Consider the following 16,001-nt stretch of genomic DNA (forward strand, 5'->3'; position numbering starts at 1 on the left):
TCCGCCAGCGACGGCCAGGGCAGCAGCGCCGGCGGCTGCCGCCGGCGCTGCTGCCCTGGCCGTCGCTGGCGGACCGTGCGCCCTCGGTGGGCTGCTGCCCGGCGGTCTCGCCGCCGGCCTGCTGGTCCTGCTGCTGATCGCCGCCCTGGAAGAGCAGCCCCCGCAGGCGCCTGAAGATCGAGCCTAGCGGGGCCTGCTGGTCGGTGTCCGCCTCCGCCGCCTTGGTGCCCCCGGGCTCGGGGGCCGGGGCGCTGGGCGTGATGCCCTGCACCGCCGGCGTCGGCGGCCGGCTGGCGGGCTCGCCGGCTGCCTCGAGGGTGGTCGGCTCGGCGCTCGGCGTCGCCAGGTCGTAGCTGCTCGCCGCCTCGTCGGTATCCTCCCCGGTGCGGATCCGCCGCACCTCGTAGTGCGGCGTCTCGAAGTCGCGGTTGGGGATGAGCAGGATGTGCACCCCGTGCCGGGCCTCCAGCTCGGCGATCTGGGAGCGCTTCTCGTTGAGGAGGTAGGTGCCGACCTCCACCGGCAGCTGGGCGAGGACCTTGCCGGTCTTCTCCTTCATCGCCTCCTCCTCGACGATGCGCAGGATCGACAGCGCCAGGGACTCGACGCTGCGCACCCGGCCCTGGCCGCCGCAGCGGTTGCAGACCTCCTGGTGCGCCTCGCCGAGGGAGGAGCGCAGCCGCTGCCGGGACATCTCGAGCAGCCCGAAGCGCGAGATCCGCCCAACCTGCACGCGCGCCCGGTCCGCCTTGACCGCCTCGCGGAGCCGGCTCTCGACCTCGCGCTGGTGGCGCGGCGGGCCCATGTCGATGAAGTCGATGACGATCAGCCCGCCGAGGTCGCGCAGCCGGATCTGCCGGGCGATCTCGTCGGCGGCCTCGAGGTTGGTGTTGAGCGCCGTCTCCTCGATGTCGGCGCCCTTGGTGGCCCGCGAGGAGTTGATGTCGATGGAGATCAGCGCCTCGGTGTGGTCGATGGCGATGGCGCCGCCGGAGGGCAGGCGGACATCGCGCTGGAAGGCCGACTCGATCTGGCTCTCGATCTGGTAGCGCGAGAACAGCGGGACCGGATCCTGATAGCGCTTGAGCTTCGAGCGGTTGTGGGGCATGACCTGCTCGATGAACTCCCGCGCCTTGCCGTGGACCTCGTCGTCGTCGACGAGGACCTCGTCGATCTCCGGGCGCAGGTAGTCGCGCAGCGCGCGGATGATGACGTCGCTCTCCTGGTAGACCAGGAAGGGGGCCGCACGGTCGGCCGTGGCCTTGAGGATGGCCTCCCAGAGCTTGAGCAGGTAGTCGAGGTCCCACTGCAGCTCCTCGGTGCTGCGGCCGACGCCGGCGGTGCGCACGATCAGCCCCATCCCCTCGGGGACGTCGAGGTGGCGGAGGCTCTCGCGGATCTCGGCGCGCTCGGAGCCCTCGATGCGCCGGGAGACGCCGCCGGCGCGGGGGTTGTTGGGCATGAGCACGAGGTAGCGCCCGGCGAGGCTGATGTAGGTCGTCAGGGCCGCGCCCTTGGTGCCGCGCTCCTCCTTGTCGACCTGCACGAGGACCTCCTGGTTCTCGCGCAGCGCCTCCCGCGGGCCCAGCCGCTGCCCGTCCTTGCCGGTGCAGTACGCCGGGGCGATCTCCTTGAACGGCAGGAAGCCGTGGCGCTCAGCGCCGTACTGGATGAAGGCCGCCTCGAGGCTCGGCTCGATGCGGGTGATAATTCCCTTGTAGATATTCGCCTTCTTCTGCTCGCGGGCGGGGGTCTCGATATCGAGGTCGTAGAGGGTCTGGCCATCGACCATGGCCACGCGCAACTCCTCGGGCTGAGTCGCGTTGATCAGCATTCTCTTCATGGGTGTAGACTCTCCGATGCCCGGCCGCCATCGCTCCGCGAGAGGGACCTAGCGCAGGACCAGGGACGTGCTGCGGGGCCAACCGTCCGAGGAGCATCTCCAGTAGCCAGCAGGGGACGGTCGAGCTCATCATCCGCGCTTCTCCGGAGGGGCGCAGGGCGTTGTACGTCGTGGGCATCCGACCACGGCGCATCCAGGGCCGCGGTCGACCGTTCGCTTCGCTCGCCTGCAGGGCCAGCGCCGTAGCGCCGGCTCCGGTAAACTGTTGCCGCAAGCCCCTCTGAAGGGGTGGCAGGTGCGGTTAATCGTATCAGGCACTTGCGTATCCAATCAAACCAATACTTTTGGTAAACTGGTGGAATGTCCGAGCCGAATCCCCGCGTTCGCCACCACGAGGTCCTGGCCGAGGAGGCGGGGCAGCGGATCGATAACTTCCTCCTGCGCCAGCTCAAGGGCCTGCCGCGCAGCCGGGTCTACCGCCTGCTGCGCCGCGGGGAGGTCCGGGTCGACGGCGGCCGGGCCCGCCCGACGCGCCGGCTGCGCGCCGGCGAGGTGGTGCGCATTCCTCCGGTTACCCAGCCCCGGCAGGCCGAGGCCGCGGCGCCCTCGAGGGGGCTGGCGGAGCGCCTGCGCGGGGCGGTCCTCTACGAGGACGAGCGCCTGCTGGTGCTCGACAAGCCCTCCGGGCTGGCGGTGCACGGCGGCAGCAGCGTCGGCCTCGGCCTGATCGAGGCGATGCGCCAGCTGCGCCAGGAGCTGCGCTTCCTGGAGCTCGCCCACCGGCTCGACCAGGAGACGAGCGGCTGCCTGATGCTCGCCAAGCGGCGCTCGACGCTGCGCCGGCTCCACGAGCAGCTGCGCCAGGGGCGCATCGAGAAGCGCTACACGGCCCTGCTCACCGGCGCCCTCCAGCAGGATCGCCGCCGCGTCGAGGCCCCCCTCGAGCGGCTCGGCGGCGCCCCCCGCGAGCGCCAGGTCCGGGTGAGCGAGCAGGGCCGCCAGGCCCGCACCACCTTCGAGGTCTTGAGGCGCTACCGGCGGGCCTGCCTGGTGGACGCCCGGCTAGGCACCGGGCGGACCCACCAGATCCGGGTCCACGCCCGGCACCTCGGCCACCCCGTCGCCGGCGACGACCGCTACGGCGATCGCCGCGCCAACGCCGAGCTGCGCCGCAGCGGGCTGCGCCGGCTCTTCCTGCACGCCGCCAGGCTGCAGTTCCACCACCCCGATAGCGGAGAGGCCGTCTCTGTGGAGGCGCCGCTGAGCGGCGACCTGCAGACCGTCCTCGAGGCCCTCGCCGCCGGCGAGCATTGAAGGAGGCGCCATGAGCGAAGAGACCTGGGAGCAGAAGGCCCTGCGCGAGATCCACGCGGACTGGGTGCGCGAGCGGCGCCGGGCGCGGCGCTGGCAGATCGTCTGGCGCAGCCTCCTGCTCCTGCTCGTCGCGGCCGCGATCCTCAGCCTCGGCCGCTGCCAGCTCGGCGGCACGGCGCAGGAGGATATCGGCCCCCATACCGCCGAGGTGCGCCTCGAGGGGCCGATCATGGCGGACTCGCCGGCGAGCGCCGGGCAGGTCATCGACGGCCTGGAGGCGGCCTTCGAGGCCGAGCAGGCCGCCGGGGTGGTCCTGCGCATTAACAGCCCGGGCGGCAGCGCCGTCCACTCGAGCCAGATCTACGACGCCATCCAGCGGCTGCGCGAGGAGAATCCCGATACGCCGCTGTACGCCGTCATCGAGGATGTCGGCGCCTCGGGGGCCTACTACGCCGCGGCCGCCGCCGACCGGATCTACGTCGACGAGGCGAGCATCGTCGGCTCCATCGGCGTGATCATGGGCGGCTTCGGCCTCGAGGACGCCCTGGAGCGGCTCGGCATCGAGCGGCGCCTCTACACCGCCGGCGAGAACAAGGACTTCCTCGACCCCTTCTCCCCGGAGCGCCCCGAGCAGGTGGAGCACCTCCAGTCCATGCTCGGCGAGATCCACGAGCAGTTCATCGCCGATGTCCGGGCTGGCCGTGACGGGCACCTGGTGAATCCGCAGGAGAACGAGCTCTTCTCGGGGCTGGTGTGGACGGGGAGCCAGAGCGTCGAGCTCGGGCTCGCCGACGGGGTCGGCAGCGTCCGGAGCGTGGCCCGCGAGGTCGTCGGCGAGGAGCAGGTGGTCGACTACACCGTCCAGCGCGACCTGCTCGGCCGCCTGAGCGAGCGGCTGGGGACCGCCCTGGGGCAAGGGCTGTTCTCGACGCTGCAGCGGCTCGAGTACCAGCCCCGCTAGGGCAGCCGGATCCCGTACCGGCGCAGCAGCTCGGCGACGCGGACCAGCGGTAGGCCGACGAGCGCCGCCGGATCGCGGCTCTCGACGGCCTCGAGCAGGGCGGCGCCGAGCCCCTCCGAGCGGATCGCCCCGGCGCAGTCGAGGGGGCGGTCCGCCTCGACGTAGCGGGCGATCGTCTCCGCGTCGAGCGCCCGGAAGCGGACGGTGACGGTCTCGAGCGCCTCCTCGAGCGCATCGCCGCGGGCGACCGCCACCGCCGTCAGGAAGGCCACCTCGCGGCCCGAGGCGCGCTCGAGCTGCGCGCGGGCGCGCTCGGGGGTGCCGGGCTTGCCCAGGATCTCGCCGTCGAGGGCGGCGAGCTGGTCGCTGCCGATGACCACCGCCTCCGGGCGGCGGGCGGCCACCGCGCGGGCCTTGGCCGCGGCGAGCCGGCGCACCGTCTGCTGCGCCGGCTCGGCGGGGCGGGGGGTCTCGTCGATCTCCGGGGCCGCCACCTCGAAGGGCAGGCCCAGGCGCCCGAGCAGCTCGCGCCGGTAGGGCGAGCCGGAAGCGAGGATGAGCGTCTCGTGCATGGGCGCTAGCATATCGCCGGAAATCCCCCTGTGCCAGGGCTTTACACGCTAACTCGGTGCCTATAGGATGCAATCTTCTATGTTACCGGACGGTTTGGCCCCTGAAGAGCTCGCGGCGCCGGGGGGCGAGGTCGAGGGCACGATCGAGCTGGCCTCCATGCCGCGCCTTGCGCCGCTTCTCGAGCGCCCGGAGGGCGCGGCGCATCTGCGCCTGTACGGCGGGGTGGACGAGGCCGGGCGGCGCTACCTGGCCGGCGCGGTCCGCGCCGAGCTCCCGCTGCGCTGCCAGCGCTGCCTGCAGCCCTTCGCCTACCGCGTCGAGGCCGAGTTCCACCTCGTGCTCGTCGCCTCAGAGCAGGAGGGGGAGGCGCTGCCCGAGGAGCTCGAGCCGTTCGTCAGCACAGGGGCCGTCGCGCCCACGGAGATCGCCGAGGAGGAGCTGCTGCTCGCCCTGCCGCTCGTCGCGCGGCACCCGGATGACGAGTGCGGGACTCCCCCCAACAGCGCTGCGGCGGCGCGCGCCGAGCTGAGCCCGTTCGCTGCGCTGAAGGGGCGAATCGGGACAGGGGCGACCGAGCACTAGGGCGATCCCCCGGCAGGCCGCTACGCACGACAAGCCACTACTACCCACGAGAAGATCGAGCCGGAGAGCACCCATGGCTGTACAGCAGAATCGCAAGTCGCCGTCGAAGCGCGGGATGCGCCGCGCCCACCAGTCCCTCGAGAAGCCGACCCTGGCCACCGAGCCGAGCACCGGCGAGACCCATCGCCGCCACCACATCAGCGCCGACGGCTACTACCGCGGCCGCAAGGTCACCCGCGGCCAGGACGACTGAGCCTCTCTGCTAGGGGGCGGCGCGGCGATCCGCTCGCCGCGCCGCCCCGCCTCCTCCGAAGGCGGAGCCCATGAGCGAAACCACCACCCTGAGCCTCGATGCGATGGGCGGGGACTACGGCCCGGAGGCCGTGGTCCCGGCGGCGCTGGGCGCCCTCGAGCGCCACCCGGAGCTGCACATCACCCTCGTAGGGCAGCGCCCGCGGCTTCTCGAGGAGCTCGAGCGCCAGCGGGCCGGCGAGCCGGAGCGCCTGACGATCCACCACTGCAACGAGGTCGTCGGCATGGACGAGCCGCCCTCCCAGGCGCTGCGCTACAAGCGCGACTCCTCGATGCGGGTGGCGCTCGAGCGCGTCCGGGCCGGCGAGGCCGACGGCTGCGTCAGCGCCGGGAATACCGGCGCGCTCATGGCGACGGCGCGCTACCTGCTCAAGACCCTGCCCGGGATCGACCGCCCGGCGATCATGAGCACCATCCCGAGCCGCGGCGGCGCCACGCACATGCTCGACCTCGGCGCCAATATCGACTGCACCGCCGAGCACCTCTTCCAGTTCGCCGTCATGGGGGCGGTGGCCACCGAGGCCATCCACGGCGTCGAGCGCCCGCGGGTCGGGCTACTCAACATCGGCGAGGAGGAGATCAAGGGCAACGAGCAGGTCAAGCGGGCCGCCGGGCTGCTCTCCGCCTCCGAGCCGATCAACTACGTCGGCTACATCGAGGGCGACGGCATCTTCACCGGCGAGGCGGATATCGTCGTCTGCGACGGCTTCGTCGGCAACGTCGCGCTCAAGAGCAGCGAGGGGGTCGCCGCCCTGATCTCCGAGTACATGCGCACGGAGTTCCGCCGTACGCTCCTGACCCGGCTCGCGGGGCTCGTCGCCATGCCCGTGCTCAAGGCGTTGCGACGGCGGATCGATCCCCGGCAGTATAACGGGGCGAGTCTCCTCGGCCTGCGCGGGGTCGCCCTGAAGAGCCACGGCTCGGCAGACGCCTTCGCTTTCGGGCGGGCGATCGACACGGCAGTCCTCGAGGTGCAGCAAGGTGTGCCCGGCCTCATCGAGGCGCGGATCGAGCCGCTGCTAGCAGGGGCGAAGGAAGGGGCGTGACTAGCGCAAGAATCATCGGGACCGGCAGCTACCTCCCGGAGCGGGTGGTCACCAACCACGAGCTCGAGCAGCTCGTCGAGACCTCGGACAGCTGGATCCGCGAGCGCACCGGCATCCGCGAGCGCCGGCTGGTCGGCGACGACCAGAGCTGCGGGGACCTCGGCCGCATCGCCGCGCAGCGGGCCCTGGAGGCCGCCGGCTGCAGGGGCGAGGAGGTCGACCTGATCGTCGTCGCCACCTGCACCCCGGACCGGATCTTCCCGAGCACGGCCTCGGCCCTGCAGCACAGCCTCGGCCTGCGCCCCGGCGGGGCGGCCTTCGACGTCTCCGCCGCCTGCTCCGGGTTCATCTACGCGCTCAGCGTCGCCGACCGCTTCATCCGCACCGGCGGCGCCTCGCGCGCCCTGGTCGTCGGCGCCGAGACCATGAGCCGGATCATCGACTGGGAGGACCGCGGCACCTGCGTCCTCTTCGGCGACGGCGCAGGCGCCGTGGTGCTGGAGGCCGGGGAGCAGCCGGGGGTGCTCTCGACCCACCTGCACTCCGACGGCCGCCACGAGCCGCTGCTCTACGTACCCTGGGGCCCGGGGCAGGGCTACGCCGCCCTGGAGAGCCAGGGCGGCTACATCCGCATGCGCGGCAACGAGGTCTTCAAGGTCGCGGTCAACACCCTCACCCGCATCGTCGAGGACACCCTGGCCTCCGCCGGCGTCGATAAGTCGCAGGTCGACTGGCTGGTGCCCCACCAGGCCAACATCCGGATCATCCAGGCCACCGCCAAGAAGCTCGACCTGGCCATGGACCGGGTCGTCGTGACGGTGGGCGAGCACGGCAACACCTCGGCCGCCTCGATCCCGATCGCCCTCGATACCGCCGTGCGCGACGGGCGCATCCAGCGCGGCGAGCTGCTGATGCTCGAGGCCTTCGGGGGCGGCTTCACGTGGGGGTCGGCCCTGGTCCGCTACTGAGGGTGCAGGCGGGGCGCGGAGCGGCGCCCCGGGCGCGTTGAACCGTCCATTCGGAGCAGAGGATGAGCCAGAGCAGAGAGGACTTGGCCTTTGTCTTTCCCGGCCAGGGGGCCCAGGCCGTCGGCATGATGGCCTCCTGGCGCGGCAGCACCACCGTGACCGAGACCTTCCGGGAGGCCTCCGAGGCGCTGGGCTACGACCTGTGGCAGCTGGTCGAGGAGGGGCCGGCCGAGGCGCTCGACCGCACCGACCGGACCCAGCCGGCGCTGCTGACCGCCGGCGTCGCCCTGTGGCGCGTCTGGCAGGAGCGGGGCGGCGCGCAGCCGGCGGTGCTGGCCGGGCACAGCCTCGGCGAGTACACGGCCCTGGTCGCCGCGGGGAGCCTCACCCTGGCCGAGGCCGCGCCCCTGGTCGCCGACCGGGGGCGCTACATGCAGGAGGCCGTCCCGGCGGGGCAGGGCGGCATGGCGGCGATCATCGGGCTTGCCGACGAGCAGGTGGCGGAGATCTGCGCCGAGGCCGCCCAGGGCGAGGTCGTCCAGGCCGTCAACTTCAACGCCCCCGGGCAGGTGGTCATCGCCGGCGACCACGACGCCGTCGAGCGGGCCGGGGCGGCCGCCCGCGAGGCGGGGGCGAAGCGGGTGCTCCCGCTGGCGGTGAGCGCCCCGTCCCACTGCAGCCTCATGCAGCCGGCCGCCGAGCGCCTCGCCGAGCGCCTCGAGGCGGTCAGCGTGGCGCCGCCGCGCATCCCCGTCCTCCACAACGTGGACGTGGCCTGCAGCGACCAGGCCGGCGAGATCCGGCGCCGGCTCGTCGAGCAGCTGGCCCACCCGGTACGCTGGACGGAGACGGTGCGGCGCATGGCCGAGCAGGGCGTCGGGGTGGTCGTCGAGTGCGGCCCCGGCAAGGTCCTCACCGGCCTGACGCGGCGGATCGAGCGCAGCCTCGAGGGGACCGCCCTCAACGAGCCGGAGGCCCTGGAGGGGCTACTCGAGCGCCTCCAGGCGTAGCAGCGCGACGGCAGCGCACTGCAGCGAGCCACATCCGAGGAAATAGAGGAGGAGGGCGCGTGCAAGACCACGAGCTGGAGCAGGAGATCGCGCTCGTGACCGGGGCGAGCCGCGGGATCGGCCAGGCGATCCTCTACGCCCTGGCGCGGGCCGGGGCGTACGCCATCGGCACGGCGACGACGGCCGAGGGGGCGCAGCGGATCGCCGCCGGGCTCGAGGAGGCGGGGCTGCGCGGCACCGGCATGGCCCTGGATATCACGGACCCGGAGCAGGTCGAGGCGACAATCGCCGAGATCGGCCGGGCGCACGGGGCGCCGACCATCCTGGTCAACAACGCCGGCATCACCCGCGACAACCTCGTCATGCGGATGAAGGACGAGGAGTGGGGCTCGATCATCGACACCAACCTCACCGCCGTCTACCGCGTGAGCCAGGCCTGCCTGCGGGGCATGATGAAGGCCCGGCGCGGGCGGATCATCAACATCGGCTCCGTCGTCGGCGCCATGGGCAACGCCGGCCAGGCGAACTACGCCGCCGCCAAGGCGGGGATCACCGGGCTGACGAAGTCCCTGGCGCGGGAGGTGGGCAGCCGCGGGATCACCGTCAACACCGTCGCCCCCGGCTTTGTCGAGACGGACATGACCGCCGCGATGAGCGAGGAGCAGCGCGCGGCGCTGACCGCCAACATCCCCCTCGAGCAGCTCGGCAAGCCGGAGGATATCGCCGCCACCGTGGCCTTCCTCGCCTCGCCGTCGGCGCGCTATATCACCGGCGAGACGCTCCACGTCAACGGCGGCCTCTATATGGCCTGATTGCCCTCGAATATTCAGGGAGTTGCGCGTACTCCAAAGATCCGGGCCGAATCCTGGTACTCGGCAGGCAGTTCCCCTACAATACGCGCCGCAGCCGAAGACTGCGCCTAAGAAACCGCGGAGGACCTTTTACATGAGCAGCATCGAAGACCGCGTAAAGAAGATTGTCGTCGAGCAGCTGGGCGTCAAGGAGGAGGAGGTGACCGGTGAGGCCTCCTTCGTGGACGACCTCGGCGCCGACTCGCTGGACACCGTCGAGCTCGTCATGGCCCTCGAGGAGGAGTTCGAGTGCGAGATCCCCGACGAGGAGGCGGAGAAGATCACCACCGTCCAGCAGGCCGTCGACTACATCAATAAGCACCTGGAGAGCTAAGCTCCGGGTAGAGAGTACGGCCTAAAGGCGTAGTGGGGTCGGCGCTCGACCGGCCCCATCTCTCTTTACACCTCCTGGAGAGACTCCAATGGACGATCAAGCTGTCGTCGTCACCGGCCTGGGCATCGTCTCGCCCGTCGGCAACACGGCGGAGCAGGCCTGGTCTGCGGTGACGTCCGGCCAAAGCGGCATCCGTCCAATCACGGAGTTCGATCCTTCGGCCTACTCGGTTCGCTTCGCCGGGACCGTCGAGGGCTTCGACGTGACCGGGCTGATCGGGGCCAAGGAGGCGCGCCGGATGGATCCGTTCATCCACTACGCCCTCGGCGCCTGCAGCGAGGCCATGGCGGACAGCGGCGTGGAGGTCGGCGAGGAGAACGCCGACCGGATCGGGATCTCCCTCGGCTCGGGGATCGGCGGCCTCCAGGGGATCGAGAACGGCCACCGCACGCTGCTCGAGAGCGGCCCCCGGAAGGTCTCGCCGTTCCTCGTGCCGAGCAGCGTGATCAACATGGCCGCCGGCAATATCTCGATCCGCCACGGCCTGCGCGGCCCCAACCTGTCGACGGTCACCGCCTGCGCCTCGGGCACCCACAACATCGGGCTCTCGGCCCGCCTGATCCGTGCCGGCGACGCCGACGTCATGATCGCCGGCGGGACGGAGAAGTGCGTCACCCCCCTCGGGTTAGCCGGCTTCTCGGCGGCGCGGGCCCTCTCGGCCCGGAACGACGACCCCCAGGCCGCCAGCCGGCCCTGGGACGTCGACCGCGACGGCTTCGTGCTCAGCGAGGGGGCGGCCATCCTCGTCCTCGAGTCCTACGGCCACGCCCGGCGGCGCGGCGCCCCCATCTACGCCGAGCTCGCCGGCTTCGGCAGCAACAGCGACGCCTACCACATCACCCAGCCCGACGAGGCGGGGAAGGGGGCGGAGCGGTGCATCGCCCGCGCCCTCGAGGACGCCGGCATGGCGCCCGAGGAGGTCGACTACATCAACGCCCACGGCACCTCGACGCCCACCGGGGACCTCGCCGAGGCCGCCGCGGTGCAGCGGCTCTTCGGCAAGGGCGCGCGCCCTGTCGCCATGAGCTCGACGAAGTCGATGACGGGCCACCTGCTCGGCGCCGCCGGGGGCATCGAGGCCGCCTTCAGCGTCCTCGCGCTCCGCGACGGCATCATCCCCCCGACCATCAACCTCGATCAGCCGGAGCCCGCCTGCGCGGGGCTCGACCTCGTCCCCCACGAGGCGCGCCAGGAGCGCCTCGGCGCGGTCCTGACGAACTCCTTCGGCTTCGGCGGGACGAACGGCTCGCTGGTCTTCCGGCGACCGGCCTAGCGGGGTGCTCGGCCAGCTCGTCAACGGGCGCGCGGAAGCCGCCGTCGAGGCGGGCGATCGCGGCCTCGCCTACGGCGACGGCCTCTTCGAGACCCTCGCCGTGGTCGGCGGCCAGCCGCGGCTGTGGGACTACCATATGGACCGCCTCCTCGAGGGGGCCCGCCGGCTAGGCCTCCCGGAGCCGCCGCTGACCACGCTGCGCGAGGAGGCGCGCTACCTCGTCCAGGGCGCCGACCGGGCGGTGCTCAAGATCGTCCTGACCCGCGGGGCGGGGGAGGGGCGCGGCTACCGACCGCCCGCGCGCCCCTTGCCGACGCGGCTGCTCTCCCTCCACGACGCGCCGCTCCATCCGCCCGAGCACTGGGACGGCGTGGACGTGCGCCTCTGCCGCACGCGCCTGGCCGCGCAGCCGGCGCTGGCCGGGATGAAGCACCTCAACCGCCTCGAGCAGGTGCTCGCCCGCGGCGAGTGGCGCGACCCGGCGATTGCCGAGGGGCTGATGCTCGACGACAATGGGCTCATCATCCAGGGCACGGCGACCAACGCCTTCGCGGTGCAGGGCCGCACCCTGATCACCCCGCCCCTGAGCCTCTGCGGGGTGGCCGGCGTGATGCGCCGCTACGTCCTCGAGCAGGCCGAGGCCCTCGGCCTCGGCGTTGAGCACCGCGGGCTCTATCCGGAGGAGCTGGGAGGCGTCGCGGAGATGTTCCTCACCAACAGCGTCATCGGTCTCTGGCCGGTACGCGCCGTGGCCAATCGCCCCCTCGCCGTCGGGCCGGTCACCCGGCGCCTGCAGGAGGCCGTCGCCGGCGAGGCCCTGGCGCCGGCCGGCGGCCGAGGGTAGGGCGGCGCGCCGTGGCCCGCCCCTCCCGGTGGCTCGTCCGGGCCGCAGCCGCGGCAGCAGGGGGAGCGGCGCTCGCCCTGGCCGCGCTGGGCTGGCTCGCCTACGAGATCCATCAGCCCCTGAGGGTCGCGGACCCGCCGGGGCGGCTCGAGGTGGCGCCCGGCGCCTCCCTCAACGGCGTCACCCGCACCCTCCACGAGCGGGGCTGGGCCAGCCTCGGCGCCATGCTCGGGCTGCGCCTCTACGGCCGGGCCCAGGGCGTGGCCGGGCGCCTGCAGTCCGGGGAGTACGCCGTCGAGGCGGGCATGACAGCGCGCGGGCTGCTCTCGCGCATCGTCGACGGGGAGGTGATCCAGTACCGGCTGACGGTGGTCGAGGGCTGGACCTTCGCGCGCTTCCGCCGGGCGCTGGAGCGCCACGAGGCGGTACGGGCCACCCTCGAGGAGGTCCCCGACGACCAGCTCCTCGAGGCGCTCGGCCTCGGCGGCCGCGACCCGGAGGGGCTGTTCTTCCCGACCACCTACCAGTTCCCCCGGGGGACGAGCGACCGCAAGCTGCTGCGCACCGCCTACCGCGAGATGCAGGAGCGGCTGGAGCGGATCTGGGCCCAGCGCCAGGAGGGCTTGCCCCTCGAGGGGCCCTACGAGGCGCTGATCCTCGCCTCGCTGATCGAGCGGGAGGTGCGCGTCGCCGAGGAGCGCCGCCGCGTCGCCGGCGTCTTCACCCGCCGGCTCGAGCGCGGCATGCGCCTGCAGGCCGACCCGAGCGTGCGCTACGGCCTCGGCGAGGAGCACGAGGGGCGGCTGCGGCGCGCCGACCTGCGCCGCGAGACACCCTACAACACCTATACCCACCACGGCCTGCCGCCGACCCCGATCGCCCTGCCCAGCGCCGCCGCCCTCCGGGCGGCCGTCAACCCGGCCGAGGGCGAGGCGCTCTACTTCGTCGCCCGGGGCGACGGCACCCACCACTTCTCCGCGACGCTCGAGGAGCACAACCGCGCCGTGGAGCGCTACATCCTCGGCGAGGGGGGAGCGGAGTGACCGGCCGGGCGGGGCGCTTTATCACCGTCGAGGGCCTCGAGGGGGCGGGGAAGACGACGTGCCTCGAGGCGGTCCGCGACGCCCTGGCCGAGCACGGCGTCGAGGCGCCGCTGTTCACCCGGGAGCCCGGCGGCACCCCCTTCGCCGAGGCGCTGCGGGGCCTGCTGCTGGACCCGCAGTACAGCGACCTGGGGGTCGAGGCGGAGGTGCTCACCGTCTTCGCCGCCCGCGCCGAGCACCTCCAGCGGGTCGTCTACCCGGCCCTCGAGCAGGGGCGCTGGGTGGTGAGCGATCGCTTCACCGACGCCACCTACGCCTACCAGGGCGGCGGGCGCGGCCTCGGCGAGGCGCGCATCGCCGCCCTCGAGGAGTGGGTCCACGGCGGCTTCGGCCCGGACCTGACGCTGCTCCTCGACGTGGATATCGGCGTCGGGCGCCGGCGGGTCACGGCGCGCGGCGGCGCGCCGGATCGCTTCGAGGGCGAGCGGGAGGCCTTCTTCGAGGCGGCCCGGGCGGCGTACTGGCGACGGGCGCAGGCCGAGCCGGGACGCTTCCGCTGCATCGACGCCAACCAGCCCGCCGAGGCCGTGGCGGCAGCGGTCTACAGGGCGGTCGCCGAGCTGGTGACAGCGGGCCGGGGAGGGCGGCCGTGACGGGGGCGCAGGAGGCGATCCTTCCCCCGTGGCTCGAGCCGGAGCTCGAGCGGCTGCTCGCCCTCTACGACGCCGGCCGGCTCCACCACGCCCTCCTGCTGACGGGGCGCTCGGGCCTCGGCAAGGGGCAGCTCGCCCAGGCGCTCGCCCGGGCGCTGCTCTGCGAGGCCGCCGAGGGCCGGCGCCCCTGCGGGCGCTGCCGCGGCTGCCGGCGGCCCATCCCGGCGCGCTACCCCCTCGTCGAGCTCGCCAGCGCGGCGGCCTCGGCGGCCGTGGTCGCGGTGACGGGCCCCACGCCGCAGGCCCTGGCCCTGCTCGGCCTGACCTGGACCCTCCTCGCCGCCGCCGCCATCGACTACGAGCACTACCTGCTGCCCGACGCCCTGACGCTGCCCCTGCTCTGGGCCGGGCTGCTGTGGAGCCTCCTGCCGGCCAGCCCCCTGGCGCCCGGCGACGCCGTCATCGGCGCCGCCGCCGGCTACACTGCCCTCTGGGCGGTCTACCACGGCCACCGGCTGATCACCGGCCGCGAGGGCATGGGCCACGGCGACTTCAAGCTCACGGGGGCGCTCGGGGCGTGGCTCGGCTGGCAGCCGCTGCCGGCGCTCGTGCTCCTCGCCGCCTCCGGCGGGCTCATCGCGGCGCTGGCGCTGGCCCTGCGGCGCCGCTCCCTGGCCCAGCCGCTGCCCTTCGGCCCGGCCCTGGCCGCCAGCGGCTGGGCGCTCGCCGTGGCGCTGCAGGGCGGAGCAGCGTGGCCGCTCATCCCGGCGTACTAGCGCAGCGATCGCGGAGGCGCTATGGGCCAGACACTGCGCATCGGGCTGACCGGCGGCATCGCCAGCGGCAAGAGCACCGTGGCCGGGCTCTTCGCCGCCCGGGGGGCGCCGGTGATCGACACCGACCGGCTCGCCCGGGAGGCCGTGCGCCCCGGCAGCGACGGGCTGCGCGCCGTCGCCGACGCCTTCGGCGCGGGGGTCCTCGACGCCGAGGGCCGCCTGGACCGCGCCGCGCTGGGCCGCCGGGTCTTCGAGGATCCCGAGGCGCGCCAGCGGCTTGAGGCGATCCTCCACCCCCTCGTGCGCCGGCGCCTCGAGGCCCGGCTCGCCGGTGTAGGTGCCCCGTACGCCGTCGTGGTGGTACCTTTACTGGTCGAGACGGGGATGCACCGGGAGATGGACCGCGTGGTCGTGGTCGACCTCCCCGAGGCCGCCCAGCGCCAGCGCGCGGCGGCGCGGGACCGCCTCTCGGCGGCCGAGGTCGAGGCCCGCATGGCCGCCCAGGCCGGCCGCGCCGCGCGCGGCGCCGCGGCCGACGAGCTGATCGACAACAGCGGCGCGCGCGAGCGCCTCCCAGGGCAGGTCGCCCTCCTCCACCGGCGCTTCCTCGCCCGCCACCGCCACCCCGACGGAGAAGGCAGCGTATGAGCCAGAGCAACAGCGGTTGGGTCCTCTACGAGCACCCGCTCAACGAGCGGCTGCGCACCCTGATGCGCCTCGAGTTCCTCATGGAGACGGCCAGCACCGCCATGGAGCGCGAGGCGGCCATCGACAGCCGCACGGCCGTCGAGGCGCTCATCTACACCCTCAACATCCTCGAGCGCGGCGAGGTCCGCTCGGAGATCATCAAGGAGCTCGACCGCCTCTCCGGCGGGCTCGCCCGCATGGCGGAGCACGGGCAGTGGGCGGCCGACGAGGTGCGCAAGGAGACCGAGCGCTGCCGGACCCTGCTGCGCCGGGTGGGCGAGCCCGACGCCGCCATGGGGCAGGCCCTGCGCGAGGACCAGCTCCTCGCGGCGATCGCCCAGCGCTTCGGCCTCGGCGCGGGGACGTGCAACTTCGACCTGCCCAGCTACCAGCGCTGGCTCTCGCGCCCCTACAGCGAGCGCCGCGCCGACCTGCAGCGCTGGCTCGACAGCATGGCCGACCTGCGGGCCACCCTCGACTTCGCCCTGCGCCTGCAGCGCGAGGGGGGGCAATTCCAGGAGGAGACGGCGCCCGGCGGCTCCTGGCAGCGCCGGATCCCCTTCGACAACCCGCCGATCCAGATGCTGCGCCTGCAGGTCCCCGCCGAGGACTCGGTCATCCCGGAGATCAGCGGCAACCGCCACTTCGTCACGATCCGCTTCCTCCGCCAGCCGGACACCCTGACCCGGCCGGAGTCCGTCAACGAGGACGTCCCCTTCCACCTCGCCCGCTGCGATCTCTGACGCCGGGCCCGCGGCGCCACGCCGCTACGCCACCCCGCCCAGCAGCCCGCGGATGGCGGCGACTCCCTGGCCGCCGTGGCGGCGCGCCGTGGCGGCGTCCGCCGCGCCGACACCGCCGAGGGCGTAGA

18 protein-coding genes are annotated in these 16,001 nt (G+C 73.4%); 16 read left to right on the top strand and 2 right to left on the bottom strand.

What is annotated here, in order from left to right; genetic code table 11:
• Positions 1 to 1,843: Rne/Rng family ribonuclease (locus tag CKO13_RS05260; RefSeq protein ID WP_242467900.1), on the bottom strand; the 1,843-nt coding region annotated here is incomplete at its 3' end.
• 360 nt (positions 1,844 to 2,203) lie between these two features.
• Here CKO13_RS05260 and CKO13_RS05265 point away from each other — a divergent pair.
• Positions 2,204 to 3,157: an RluA family pseudouridine synthase gene (locus CKO13_RS05265; protein WP_200257574.1), complete on the top strand. Its 954-nt coding sequence runs from the start codon at positions 2,204 to 2,206 to the stop codon at positions 3,155 to 3,157.
• 10 nt (positions 3,158 to 3,167) lie between these two features.
• Complete coding sequence (locus CKO13_RS05270; protein WP_200257576.1) at positions 3,168 to 4,118, top strand: S49 family peptidase; 951 nt, start codon at positions 3,168 to 3,170, stop codon at positions 4,116 to 4,118.
• On the opposite strand, the gene CKO13_RS05275 is transcribed toward CKO13_RS05270, so the two are convergent.
• Positions 4,115 to 4,702 (bottom strand): Maf family protein, encoded by a 588-nt coding sequence (locus CKO13_RS05275; RefSeq protein WP_420827058.1) that lies wholly within the window; start codon positions 4,700 to 4,702, stop codon positions 4,115 to 4,117. The two genes, CKO13_RS05270 and CKO13_RS05275, sit on opposite strands and share 4 nt — an antisense overlap.
• Positions 4,703 to 4,784: 82 nt before the next feature.
• Here CKO13_RS05275 and CKO13_RS05280 point away from each other — a divergent pair, with 82 nt between their 5' ends.
• The 14 genes from CKO13_RS05280 to zapD all read left to right on the top strand — a co-directional run bounded on the left by CKO13_RS05280 (position 4,785) and on the right by zapD (position 15,873).
• The gene (locus CKO13_RS05280) at positions 4,785 to 5,273 is read left to right on the top strand and encodes a YceD family protein (protein WP_200257580.1); all 489 of its coding nucleotides are present in this window, start codon (positions 4,785 to 4,787) and stop codon (positions 5,271 to 5,273) included.
• 73 nt (positions 5,274 to 5,346) lie between these two features.
• Entirely contained in the window at positions 5,347 to 5,526 is a 180-nt protein-coding gene (gene rpmF, locus CKO13_RS05285) for a 50S ribosomal protein L32 (RefSeq protein ID WP_200257582.1), read from the top strand.
• A 70-nt stretch (positions 5,527 to 5,596) separates the two neighbouring features.
• On the top strand, positions 5,597 to 6,631 hold the full coding sequence (gene plsX, locus CKO13_RS05290) for a phosphate acyltransferase PlsX (RefSeq protein WP_200257584.1): 1,035 nt from the start codon (positions 5,597 to 5,599) through the stop codon (positions 6,629 to 6,631).
• The gene (locus CKO13_RS05295; RefSeq protein WP_200257587.1) at positions 6,628 to 7,599 is read left to right on the top strand and encodes a beta-ketoacyl-ACP synthase 3; all 972 of its coding nucleotides are present in this window, start codon (positions 6,628 to 6,630) and stop codon (positions 7,597 to 7,599) included. The genes plsX and CKO13_RS05295 overlap by 4 nt, the downstream gene beginning before the upstream one ends.
• Positions 7,600 to 7,661: 62 nt before the next feature.
• Entirely contained in the window at positions 7,662 to 8,609 is a 948-nt protein-coding gene (gene fabD / locus CKO13_RS05300; RefSeq protein WP_200257589.1) for an ACP S-malonyltransferase, read from the top strand.
• 59 nt (positions 8,610 to 8,668) lie between these two features.
• The gene (fabG, locus tag CKO13_RS05305) at positions 8,669 to 9,421 is read left to right on the top strand and encodes a 3-oxoacyl-ACP reductase FabG (protein ID WP_200257591.1); all 753 of its coding nucleotides are present in this window, start codon (positions 8,669 to 8,671) and stop codon (positions 9,419 to 9,421) included.
• Between the two features lie 133 nt (positions 9,422 to 9,554).
• Positions 9,555 to 9,794 carry an acyl carrier protein gene (gene acpP, locus CKO13_RS05310; RefSeq protein WP_200257592.1) on the top strand — a complete coding sequence of 80 codons (240 nt, stop codon included), beginning with the start codon at positions 9,555 to 9,557 and terminating at the stop codon, positions 9,792 to 9,794.
• Between the two features lie 88 nt (positions 9,795 to 9,882).
• A complete protein-coding gene (gene fabF, locus CKO13_RS05315; protein WP_200257593.1) occupies positions 9,883 to 11,127 on the top strand; it encodes a beta-ketoacyl-ACP synthase II in 1,245 nt (414 codons plus the stop codon).
• Between the two features lie 4 nt (positions 11,128 to 11,131).
• On the top strand, positions 11,132 to 11,971 hold the full coding sequence (pabC, locus tag CKO13_RS05320) for an aminodeoxychorismate lyase (protein WP_200257594.1): 840 nt from the start codon (positions 11,132 to 11,134) through the stop codon (positions 11,969 to 11,971).
• Positions 11,972 to 11,982: 11 nt separating this feature from the next.
• Positions 11,983 to 13,014, top strand: a complete 1,032-nt coding sequence (gene mltG, locus CKO13_RS12665; protein ID WP_200257595.1) for an endolytic transglycosylase MltG — start codon at positions 11,983 to 11,985, stop codon at positions 13,012 to 13,014.
• Positions 13,011 to 13,667, top strand: coding sequence for a dTMP kinase (tmk, locus tag CKO13_RS12670; RefSeq protein ID WP_200257596.1), 657 nt, complete (start codon positions 13,011 to 13,013; stop codon positions 13,665 to 13,667). The genes mltG and tmk overlap by 4 nt, the downstream gene beginning before the upstream one ends.
• A complete protein-coding gene (locus CKO13_RS05335; RefSeq protein ID WP_200257598.1) occupies positions 13,664 to 14,443 on the top strand; it encodes a prepilin peptidase in 780 nt (259 codons plus the stop codon). Before tmk ends, CKO13_RS05335 begins: the two co-directional genes overlap by 4 nt.
• Positions 14,444 to 14,464: 21 nt before the next feature.
• Positions 14,465 to 15,091, top strand: coding sequence for a dephospho-CoA kinase (gene coaE / locus CKO13_RS05340; RefSeq protein WP_200257606.1), 627 nt, complete (start codon positions 14,465 to 14,467; stop codon positions 15,089 to 15,091).
• A complete protein-coding gene (gene zapD, locus CKO13_RS05345; RefSeq protein ID WP_200257608.1) occupies positions 15,088 to 15,873 on the top strand; it encodes a cell division protein ZapD in 786 nt (261 codons plus the stop codon). Before coaE ends, zapD begins: the two co-directional genes overlap by 4 nt.
• Positions 15,874 to 16,001: the final 128 nt, after the last annotated feature.

It is taken from the genome of Halorhodospira neutriphila (assembly GCF_016584055.1).
Lineage (GTDB): Bacteria > Pseudomonadota > Gammaproteobacteria > Nitrococcales > Halorhodospiraceae > Halorhodospira > Halorhodospira neutriphila.